The sequence below is a fragment of the Caballeronia sp. LjRoot29 genome, assembly GCF_964252755.1.
GTDB lineage: Bacteria > Pseudomonadota > Gammaproteobacteria > Burkholderiales > Burkholderiaceae > Caballeronia.
Genome location: NZ_CAXUPU020000050.1, coordinates 35,167 through 45,503, shown reverse-complemented (window position 1 = coordinate 45,503; position 10,337 = coordinate 35,167). Strand labels below are relative to the sequence as shown.

General features: G+C 59.4%; 5 protein-coding genes and 1 pseudogene. All 6 read left to right on the top strand.

Translation table 11 applies throughout. The annotated features are described in order from the left end of the window. Window positions 1-721: 721 nt before the first annotated feature. The 6 genes and pseudogenes from ACSQ83_RS33310 (at window position 722) to ACSQ83_RS33285 (ending at window position 10,300) form a co-directional block, all read left to right on the top strand. Window positions 722-1,171: a hypothetical protein gene (locus ACSQ83_RS33310; RefSeq protein WP_436231036.1), complete on the top strand. Its 450-nt coding sequence runs from the start codon at window positions 722-724 to the stop codon at window positions 1,169-1,171. A 285-nt stretch (window positions 1,172-1,456) separates the two neighbouring features. After that, window positions 1,457-3,673 (top strand): annotated as a pseudogene (bamA, locus tag ACSQ83_RS33305) (outer membrane protein assembly factor BamA); the annotation flags it as partial. A 75-nt stretch (window positions 3,674-3,748) separates the two neighbouring features. Further along, window positions 3,749-6,022 carry an LPS-assembly protein LptD gene (locus ACSQ83_RS33300; RefSeq protein ID WP_436231040.1) on the top strand — a complete coding sequence of 758 codons (2,274 nt, stop codon included), beginning with the start codon at window positions 3,749-3,751 and terminating at the stop codon, window positions 6,020-6,022. A gap of 96 nt (window positions 6,023-6,118) precedes the next feature. Continuing rightward, complete coding sequence (locus ACSQ83_RS33295) at window positions 6,119-6,910, top strand: class I SAM-dependent methyltransferase (protein ID WP_436231035.1); 792 nt, start codon at window positions 6,119-6,121, stop codon at window positions 6,908-6,910. A 115-nt stretch (window positions 6,911-7,025) separates the two neighbouring features. Next, the gene (locus tag ACSQ83_RS33290) at window positions 7,026-7,733 is read left to right on the top strand and encodes an ABC transporter ATP-binding protein (RefSeq protein WP_436231039.1); all 708 of its coding nucleotides are present in this window, start codon (window positions 7,026-7,028) and stop codon (window positions 7,731-7,733) included. Further along, entirely contained in the window at window positions 7,730-10,300 is a 2,571-nt protein-coding gene (locus ACSQ83_RS33285; protein WP_436231034.1) for an FtsX-like permease family protein, read from the top strand. The genes ACSQ83_RS33290 and ACSQ83_RS33285 overlap by 4 nt, the downstream gene beginning before the upstream one ends. Window positions 10,301-10,337: the final 37 nt, after the last annotated feature.

Here is a 10,337-nt window from a genome sequence, read left to right as displayed (position 1 = left end):
GCGGAGAAACGACAGCTGCTCTAACTAAGCCACCATCGAAACGTAAACAAGCGATCGTCCTGAAGACGTGACCGCATCCCCGAATAGTCAAGCAGGTTGCGCCAATTCCTCACCAAGCATTTCACCGTGTCTCCAGGCACGCACTCTGTATCCGTCACGAGTGCCGCCTTAAGCGCCCTTCCCGCGTGAGAAAGATAGTCCAGAGCTTGCAGCAAACCTGATCGGAGGCTTTAGCCACAAGCCTGACCGCCCTGCCCACGTATCGCATCTCTTTTCGCCGTCTCGACGATCAACCGATGCACACCCTATTTCCAGTGAGAAATACGGTAACGAAGCGGTAACGCACCGCGTCATATAGCGAGCTACTTTAGTGACTCGTCTAGCGACTTGCATGCGAGGGCAGTCACCATGAAACAGATTCTTTCAGCACAGGTTCTTGCAGCGGTTCTGCGAGCCAGTTCAACGCCGTTGTTTTCGGAAATGCTCGTAGCAATGTCGGCGGGCCGGGAACGCGCAGCGCTCTTCCGTCATACAGCGGAAGACACGGCCGCCTCGCGGCGAAACCGCGCCCGCTAATACCAGGGGATCCCAGCGGCAACAAGGAAAAGAGATTCCTGCTCTTTTTCGAATCCGCCTGTAACTGAACCTAAAGACAGCTCGCCTGCCCCAAAGCTGCTGTTCGCCCTTTGAAACCTTACTCACTAAATAAGGATAACAAACTATGCCATTGGTGAAAGAAAAAATCGATACACCGGTTCGAGCAGAAAGTATAGAAAAGATAGATCTGCCTGAGTCCGTGCGAGTTGCTTCCATCGAACGTATCGAACTCGAACCTGACGGTCAACATATGGTGGTGCATAGCGACCGCGCAACCTTGACGTTCCATTACTCGGTATTCCGCGAACTGCTCGCCGTGCTTCCCGCCGCGATCATGCAATCAGAGCGAATGCTCGAGCGAACGCCCCACATCAACTTCGCGATGGGCTGCGAAGGATGGGAGCTCGGCGCGATCGACAGCGGCAAGAGCCTGGTCCTTACGTTCCGGCTGCAAGGCGGCGCCAACATTTCCTTCTGCCTTCCCCGGGAACAAATTCCTCCGATGGTCGACGCGCTGATATCGGCGGCACGACTGGTTCAGATTCCAGCGCACGCGAGCGGCCCCTTGCAATAACCCGATAACCGGATCTCCGGCTCGTGCAACGAATTTCCTGAGCGGCCAGAAGACGCAAGTCCCGGCCAGCACGGCACCGAACACGTTCGAACACGTCCGATCACGTCTGATAAGACGCGCAAAAGCAGGGCAACACATTCGGGCCGATATGCTCGTCAAGTACATCAAATGAAATTCAACTTTCGACCCTTCCGACTCTTCCGGAAATCGCGCACCGCTCACTCGGCCGTCGCCATTGCATTGAACGTTTTCCTGGCTCCTTCCGTCTATGCAGCGACCAGCAGTTTTGTCATCCGGGACATACAGATCGAGGGCCTGAAGCGCATTGAGCCCAGCTCGGTCTTCGCCTACGTCCCGCTCAAGCGAGGCGATGTCTTCTCAGACGACAAAGCGTCCGAAACCATCCGCGCTCTCCACGCAACCGGTTTCTTCGACGACGTTCAGGTCGAGACGCTAGGGAATGTGGTCATTGTGAAAGTACAGGAGCGCGCTGCTGTCTCGTCAATCGACTTTGCAGGCATCCACGAGTTCGACAAGGACAACCTCACCAAAGCATTGCACTCAGTCGGCTTGTCGCAAGGCAGCACATACGACAAGGCGCTTGTCAGCAAAGCCGAACAGGAACTGAAACGCCAATACCTGACACGCGGTTATTACGCCGCCGAGGTGAGCACCACGGTCACGCCGATCGACCGCAACCGGGTATCCATCCTGTTCTCGGTCACCGAAGGTCCAAGCGCGAAAATTCGCCAGATCAACTTCATGGGCAATCAGGTTGTCAGCTCGGCGACACTGCTCGACGAAATGCAGTTATCGACGCCAAACTGGTTTTCCTGGTACACGAAGAACGACCTCTACGCGAAAGACAAGCTAACGGGCGATCTGGAAAAGGTGCGCTCGTATTACCTGGACCGCGGCTATCTGGAGTTCAACATTGACTCCACGCAAGTGTCGATCTCGCCCGACAAGAAAGACATGTACCTGACCGTCACTATTCATGAGGGCGAGCCGTACACTATTTCAAGCATCCGGCTAGGTGGCAACTTGCTCGATCGCAACGCCGAGCTGCAAAAGCTGGTGTTGATTCACGCGGGCGAACGTTTCTCGGCCGAAAAATTACAGGCCACGACCCAGGGACTGGTAGACAAGCTAGGAGAGTATGGCTATGCGTTCGCACAGGTCAACGCCCAGCCGGAGATCGATCAGGTTCATCACACGGTCGCGTTGACATTGCAGGTCGATCCGGGGCGCCGCGTATATGTGCGCCGCGTGAACATTGAAGGCAACACCCGGACGCGCGACGAAGTGATACGCCGCGAAATGCGCCAGATTGAAAGCTCATGGTTCGACAGCAGCCGGCTGAAGCTCTCGAAGGAACGGATTGATCGGCTAGGCTACTTTACGAACACCGAGGTCACCACAGTGCCGGTTCCGGGCACCACCGACGAGGTCGATGTAGACGTGAAGGTGGAAGAGAAACCAACGGGCGCGATCACGCTGGGCGCAGGCTATGACTCGAGCGACAAGGTCGTGTTGTCCGCGGGCGTATCGCAAGACAACGTGTTTGGCTCTGGAACAACGCTCGCACTAAACGTGAATACGGCAGCGACGTACCGGACCCTGTCTGTCACGCAAACCGATCCGTACTTTACGATCGATGGCATCAAGCGCATCACCGACATGTACTACCGGACCACCTACCCGCTTTACAACTTTAGCGACACGAGTTTTCGTATTACGTCGGTCGGCGCGGATATGAAGTTCGGCATACCGTTCTCCGAGTCGGACGTGGTTTATTTTGGCGCCGGCTTCGAGCAGGACCGGTTCAACACGGACTCGACCACGCCGCAAAGCTACCTGGATTATGTTGCCGAGTTCGGTCGCGTGGTGAACAACGTCCCGGTCACGGTGGGCTGGTCGCACGACGCACGCGACAGTGCGCTGATCCCGAGCAAAGGCTATTTCCTCCAGGCCAACGGAGAGCTTGGAACACCAGCAGGAAATACCCAGTACTACAAATCAGATGTTCAGGCTCAGTACTATTACACGCCGGCCCGGGGTTTCATTTTCGGCATGAACTTCCAGGCGGGCTATGGCCACGGCATAAGCGGCGACGCCTACCCCATCTTCAAGAACTACTATGGCGGCGGGATTGGATCGGTGCGGGGCTACGAGTCCGGTTCGCTCGGACCTCGCGACGCTACGACCGGCGATCCTATCGGCGGGTCGAAAATGATCGTCGGCAATATAGAAATGACTTTCCCGCTACCCGGTACGGGTTACGACCGTACCCTGCGCGTCTTTACTTTTGTCGACGGCGGCAACGTCTGGGGCAACGAGGGCGACAGCGTGGGTGCCAATGGCCTGCGATACAGCTATGGCGCGGGACTTGAGTGGATCTCCCCTATCGGACCGCTCAAGCTGGACTTCGGTTTGCCGATCGTGCGGCACGCGGGAGACCAATACCAGAAATTCCAGTTCCAGATTGGCACGTCGTTCTAGCCCGTGCAGTCAGCAGACACGCTCATCGGGCTCACGCCGCGCGTGCGCCATATCGCCGTCGCAGTGGCGATCGCCATGTCTCTCGCACCCGCGCCCGCGCTCGCGCAACTCAGTGGCGCCGCAGCACAGTCTGAACCCATCGATCCGCCGTGGGGCCTTCGACTCGCTCCTGAAATGACCGAGCATCCGATACCGCCAAACACGTCTACCGCCGTATTTGGAATAGGCGATGCGGCAGACGGCGACGAGGACCGCGACCTGTCGCTCAAGGGTCACGGAGAGCTTCGGCGCAGCGCGGCTATTGTCAAAGGCGACGCCGTTCATTACGACATCGACCGCAACGTGACCGATGCATACGGTCACGTGCGCATAGTCGATAACTACGATGTCTTTGCCGGCCCCGAAGCCCATCTGCAGGTCGAGGCCGACGAAGGCACCATGACCACCCCGACCTATCACTTCAACTTGACAGGCGGTTCGGGGAGTGCCGATAGCATCGATCTGATCGATAACGAACGTTCAGTCGTGCATCACGGCACCTACACCGCATGTCAATGCGAAACCGACCCGGCCTGGTACCTCAAGGCAGCAAGTTTCGACATGGACCAGGGGTCGAACGAAGGCATTGCTCACAACGGCGTGTTGTTCTTCCAGGGCGTGCCCATTTTTGCAAGTCCGTGGTTGTCGTTTCCACTGTCCAGCGCTCGTCAAAGCGGCTTTCTTCCACCTACTTTCTCGCTGAGTTCGACGAATGGATTCGACCTCACCGTACCGTATTATTTCAACATTGCGCCGAACTACGACCTGACCGTAACGCCGCGCTACATGTCCAAACGCGGCGCGATGCTGACAACAAATTACCGCTATCTATCGCCGGCCTATTCTGGTTCAGTGACGATTGCTTATTTACCCGACGACGCCCTGACCAGGACCAACCGTTATTCGATCAACGTCACGCACAACCAGAATTTTGGCGGTGGCTTGGCAGCGTATGTTAACTATTCGAAGGTGTCGGACGTCAACGTGACCACGGACCTTAACTCGAATACCGCGTCGCTGGTCAATGGGCAGGACATCTTCCAGCAAGAGGCGGGCGTGACCTACAACAACGGTCCATGGTCGGTGCTGGCGCGGGAACAGCGTTGGCAATCGTTCAGCACCGCGCCGCCCTACAATCGTGCGCCTGAACTGGACGTCAAATACAATCAGTACAACATGGGCGGATTTGATTTCGGCGCCGAGGCTGACGTCACGCGCTTCACCATTTCCACGGCCGACTCCACGGAAGGCAGCCGATTTGCATTCAATCCCTACGTCAGTTATCCGCTATCCGGTCCGGGATGGTTCGTCACGCCAAAGGTTCAGTGGCACTACGTGGCTTACGACCTGTCGTCAATCGGAAGCACCGCCCCAACGGGCCAGCCGAACAGCTTCTCGTTCAATGTGCCCACACTCAGCCTGGACTCAGGCCTCGTGTTCGAACGCAGCATTCGTCTGTTTGGAACGGACTATATCCAGACGCTGGAACCTCGGCTCTACTACGTCTATACGCCGTATCGGAACCAGACGTTCGCACCGGTCTTCGACACCGGCGAGGAGGACTTTGGACTGGCCCAGATCTTCACCGACAACACCTTCGTTGGCGGCGATCGGGTTGCCGACCTGAACCGTTTGACTGCCGCCATTACAACCCGCTTCATCAATCAGGCGACGGGCGATGAACGGGCCCGCTTCGTGGTCGCGCAAGAATACTATTTCACCAACCCGCAAGTGGTCCTGGAGCCGGGCGAATCCGTGACCGACGTGCGCGGAAGCGACGTCATTGTCGGGGCCTCACTGAAGATAGGCCCGGGCCTCACGACCGAGCAAGCGGTGCAATACGACGAGCAACGCAACCAGCTGGATCAGGGCACCTCCGGCTTCACCTGGAAACCGGGAGATCGGGAAGTAGTCAGTCTTGCTTATCGATATACCCGCGCCGATGAGGACCTGGAAAACGAAGCGGAAAACCAGATCGTGACATCCGGTCAATGGCCGCTGACCAGAAAGCTCTACGCGGTCGGGCAGGCCAATTACGACATGGTTGCGCATCGTCTGGTGGCGGGGTTGCTCGGCATTCAGTACGACGCCGATTGCTGGTCGCTCAGCTTCGCGGTGCAGAAATACACGAATATAGCGACCTCGACGACCACGGCCAGCAGCGCTACCCGCGTCCTGTTGCAGCTTCAATTCAAGGGTCTGACGAAGATCGATAACGGGCTGTCCGAGCAATTTAAAGCGAGCATTCCCGGCTATACGCCATTGCCTTCACCGCCCGAACCAGAGTCGCGATTCTCGAATTATGAATGACAACGCTGTTAGATCGCTCGTGCGTACACATCGGCGTGGATGGAAGGGTTTAAAATCGTCGTTGGCAAAGTCGAATCCAGCAAGCAGGAGCAAACGATGAACAAGGCATTAAAAGGCATACATCACGCCGCAGCAGACGGCTACGCCACCACGACCACTGCGGAAACCTATGTCCGCGGCCGGCCTGATTACCCGCCTGAGATCGCGGACTGGTTGCGTGATCAGCTCGGGCTTCGCGCTGGAACAACCGTCGTGGATCTCGGCGCGGGCACCGGAAAATTTACGCCGCGGTTGATCGGCACGGGCGCCAGGGTGATCGCGGTCGAACCCGTCGCCGCGATGCTCGGGAAGCTGTCCGCAGCGCTTCCGCAAGTGGAGACGCACGCGGGCACAGCTGACTCAATCCCGCTTCCCGATGCATCGGTTGATGCAGTGGTGTGCGCGCAATCATTCCATTGGTTCTCGACGCACGCTGCGCTGGCGGAAATACTTCGGGTCTTGAAACCGGGCGGCAAGCTCGGTCTGATCTGGAACCTAAGGGACGCCGGCGTGCCGTGGGTCGCCCGGCTCGACGCGATCGTGAATCGAGTGGAAGGCGATACCCCGCGTTATTACACCGGCGCCTGGCGAGCCGCGTTTCCACACGAAGGCTTTGGCGCGCTCAATGAACACCATTTCAGCATCGGTCATACGGGGTCGCCGGAGGACGTAATCGTGAACCGCGTGCGCTCCACCAGCTTTATTGCGGCGCTCGCAGCGGACGCGCGCGAGAAGATCGACAGCGAAGTCAGGGCGCTGATCGCCGCTGAACCACTGCTCGCGGATAAAGACGTGGTCACGGTTCCTTACGAGACTGCGGCGTTTTATGTCGAGAAGCTCGCACGCTAAACGGCGATCAGGAATGAGGAGTGCTCCGTCGTAGCCGTGCCTTGCACACGCGCGGCACTTCTCTGTCACAGTGGAGGCCTGCATGCCAGCTCCACTCACTGACGACTCGATCTCCATGACTCTCGGCAATAACGGCGTTTCTCCCGCACTCGAATGTCGCGGCTTGAGCAAGGCATACGGCGCTGGCCGGGTGTTACTGGCAAACCTCGATTTCTCGCTTGATCCCGGGGAATTCGTTGCGATCATGGGTGACTCGGGTGTCGGCAAGTCGACGCTTCTGAACCTGATCGCGGGCCTCGATCAAGCCGACAGCGGCGAAGTGCTGATCGACGGCGCGGCGATCTCCAATCTCGACGATAACGCCGCCACTCGCCTCCGGCGTCAAAAACTCGGCTTCGTGTTCCAGGCGTTTCACGTCCTGCCGCATCTCACGCTGGTTCAAAATGTCGCGCTTCCGCTATTGCTCAACGACACGTCACCCGCTCGTGCGCTCGACTTGCTTGAAGCGGTCGGCCTGGGCGGACGCGGCGATGATTTCCCGCGACAGCTATCGGGTGGAGAATTGCAGCGCGTTGCCATCGCCCGTGCGCTCGTGCATCGGCCCACGTTGATCCTGGCCGACGAACCCACCGGTAACCTCGATCCGGAAACCGCGCAAGAGGTGCTCTCGCTGTTCCGTGCGGAGATCAAGGCGAACGGCGCCGCAGCCATCATGGTCACGCACTCCATCGCGGCAGCAGCGAGCGCGGACAGGATACTTATTCTGAGCGAGCATGGGTTGCACGCCGCGCAACCGGCGCGGTCCGTCGGTGAACGCTCGTGAGTCAGCTTGTGACGGAACCCTCCCGGCGGATCGCCGGTGGCCAGCTCCTCGCGCGCTGGCTGCTCGGTGCGGAGTGGCGCAGTCATCCGGCTCGCGCAATAGTCGCGATCGCAACCATTGCGCTAGGCGTGGCGCTCGGCTATGCCGTGCAACTCATCAACAGTGCCGCGTTCAACGAGTTTTCCGCAGCCGCCAAGAGCCTTTCCGGCGAGGCCGACTTGCAAGTCCGTGGCGCTCAGCCCACCTTCGATGAAAACTGGTACCCGCGTCTCGCGACAACACCGGGCGTGGCGCTCGCCAGCCCCGTTCTGGATCTGGACGTAACCGTGCCCGGGCAGACCGCTGCGTTGAAAGTGCTTGGCATCGATGTCCTCAGGGCGAGCCGCATCGCGCCCGAACTGATCGGCGTGCCAGCTGCGCAGCGTCCTCTCGATACCCTTTCCGACGATGCCATCTTCCTCTCATCCGCTGCGCAACAGTGGCTTCACGCGACGCCCGGCGAATATATCGGGCTCCTTAGCGGTACATCGACAGTACGTTTCCGGGTAGCCGGCGGCCTGGTCAGGACGCGCCCTGGACAACGGGTCGCGGTAATGGATATCGCCGCCGCCCAGTGGCGTTTCGGACTCGAAGGGAAACTCTCTCGCATCGACTTGCAACTGCAACGCGGCGTCGACCGGGATCGCTTCAAACGCGAGTTGCAGGAGCGGCTTGGCAACCAACTGGTCGTAGCCGAAACACGCGACGATGAAAACCGCACCGACCGCCTCTCTCGCGCTTACCGCATCAACATGAATGTGCTCGCGCTGGTGGCGCTTTTCACCGGCGCATTTCTCGTGTTCTCGACGCAAGCGTTAGCGGTCGTCCGCCGCCGCGCGCAGTTCGCGATGCTTCGCGTACTGGGCTATACACGCCGCCAGCTTCTACGCCAGATATTGATGGAAGGCGCGCTTCTTGGTGTGTTTGGCTCTGTGCTCGGCCTCGTGCTGGGCTACGTGCTGTCGAGCATCGCGCTGCGTTTCTTCGGCAGTGACCTGGGCGGCGGCTACTTTCCGGGCGTGCAGCCTCATGTCAGTTTCGAGCCCGTTGCAAGCGCCATCTTTCTTGCGCTGGGTATCGGCGTATCCGTGCTGGGCAGTCTCGTGCCGGCGCTGGAAGCGGCGCGCGCACGGCCGGCGGCGACGCTCAAAGCAGGCAGCGAAGAAGGCGCGCTAGCGCGGCTGGCAACGCCGTGGCCGGCCGTGATTTGCCTCGTGATGGCAGGCATCCTGGCGCTCCTGCCGCCGTTATTCGATGTCCCTATCCTCGGTTATCTAGCCGTTGCGTTGCTTTTGGTTGGCGGTATTGCGTTGATGCCGCGTTGCACGGCGATTGTGTTCACTGCACTGAGCCGATGGCATACAAAACGCCGGACACGCGCCGTCACGACGCTGGCGCTTGCCCGCCTCGCCAATGCACCCGGCCAGGCATCCATCGCCATGGGCGGCGTTCTGTCGAGCTTTGCGCTGATCGTCGCGATGGCCATCATGGTCGCGAGCTTCCGCGTGTCCGTCGATGAATGGCTGACGCATCTTTTGTCGGCCGACCTGTATGTTCGAGTCGCCGCCAATGGCGACACTGCGAGCCTGAGTCCCGGCGAACAAACAGCGATCGCCACGACGCCTGGCGTCAAGGGTGCCGCGTTCACACGCACATCGCACCTCACGCTCGACCCCGCGCGCCCCGCGGTGGCCGTGCTCGCGCGTGACATCGATGCAGCCGATCCCGGCGGCGTCATGCAGATGACCGGCCCCGTGCTCCCGCCATCCGCCCTGCACGATGGCGAGACGCCCATATGGGTATCGGAAGCGATGGTCGACTTGTATCAATACAAGCTGGGGCAAAGACTCAAGTTGTCGATCGGCACTCACGGCGAAACCTTCGTCGTATCTGGCATATGGCGTGACTACGTGCGCCAAACGGGCGCGATCCAGTTGCGGCTGCCAGACTACCGGCGCCTCACCGGCGACACAGGCGCCACCGATGCCGCAATCACGGTCGACCCCGGTGCAAACGTGGAAAGCGTCATTGCGAATTTGCGCAAATTGCCCTTCAGCGCCGCGATGCAGTTCGCTGAACCCGGCGATATCCGTGCGCGAACGCTGACCATTTTCGACCGGAGTTTCGCGGTGACCTATCTGCTGGAAGCGGTGGCCATTGTGATCGGACTGTTCGGCGTCGCGGCAACGTTCTCAGCGCAGACACTCGCTCGTGCACGCGAGTTCGGCATGTTGCGGCACGTCGGCGTAACGCGTCGTCAGGTGCTCGAGATCCTCGCGGCGGAAGCCGGCATGCTAACGGCGCTCGGCATTGCCGTGGGCTTTATCCTGGGCTGGGCAATCAGCCTGATCCTGGTCTTTGTGGTTAATCCACAGTCATTCCACTGGAGCATGTCGATGCATATTCCATGGCATGTGGTGAGTACCGTGGCGCTCGTCATGCTGATCTCGTCATGTGCAACAGCGGTGGTCGCAGGACGCAACGCGGTATCTCTCGATGCCGTGCGCGCAGTGAAGGAGGACTGGTAATGCGCGGCCTCCCAAGCGCCTTGAATCATGCTCGGCG